Origin of the sequence: Kitasatospora sp. NPDC127060 (assembly GCF_042724935.1) — a bacterium.
Lineage (GTDB): Bacteria > Actinomycetota > Actinomycetes > Streptomycetales > Streptomycetaceae > Kitasatospora.
Genome location: NZ_JBHXEG010000105.1, coordinates 27106 through 27478, shown reverse-complemented (window position 1 = coordinate 27478; position 373 = coordinate 27106). Strand labels below are relative to the sequence as shown.

At 74.8% G+C, this 373-nt stretch carries 1 protein-coding gene; it reads right to left on the bottom strand.

All coding sequences use genetic code 11. The features are described 5' to 3' along the window. Positions 1–59: 59 nt before the first annotated feature. The coding region (locus ACFWIS_RS36545) for a response regulator transcription factor (protein WP_380524232.1) at positions 60–373 on the bottom strand (314 nt) is incomplete at its 5' end.

Here is a 373-nt window from a genome sequence, read left to right as displayed (position 1 = left end):
AGGAGGAACGTTCCTCCTGGGCCGCCGCAGGTTCGACTAGTGCCTCGGTCCCGGCCGGCTCAGTGGATGATGCCGGTGCGCAGCGCGACCGCCACCATCCCGGCACGGTCGCCGGTGCCGAGCTTGCGGGCGATCCGGGCGAGGTGGCTCTTCACGGTGAGCGCTGACAAGCCCATCGCCACGCCGATCGCCTTGTTCGACTGGCCCTCGGCGACCAGCCGCAGCACCTCGACCTCGCGGCCGGACAGCTCGCGGTAGGCGGTCTGCTGCGGTCCGGGCGCGGCGGGGGGGCCCCGCGCCCCCCGGGCGCCGGCGGCGCCCCGGCAGCCCCGCCACCCCCGGGTCGTATAAACAAAAGAAGCGGCCGGCGAGG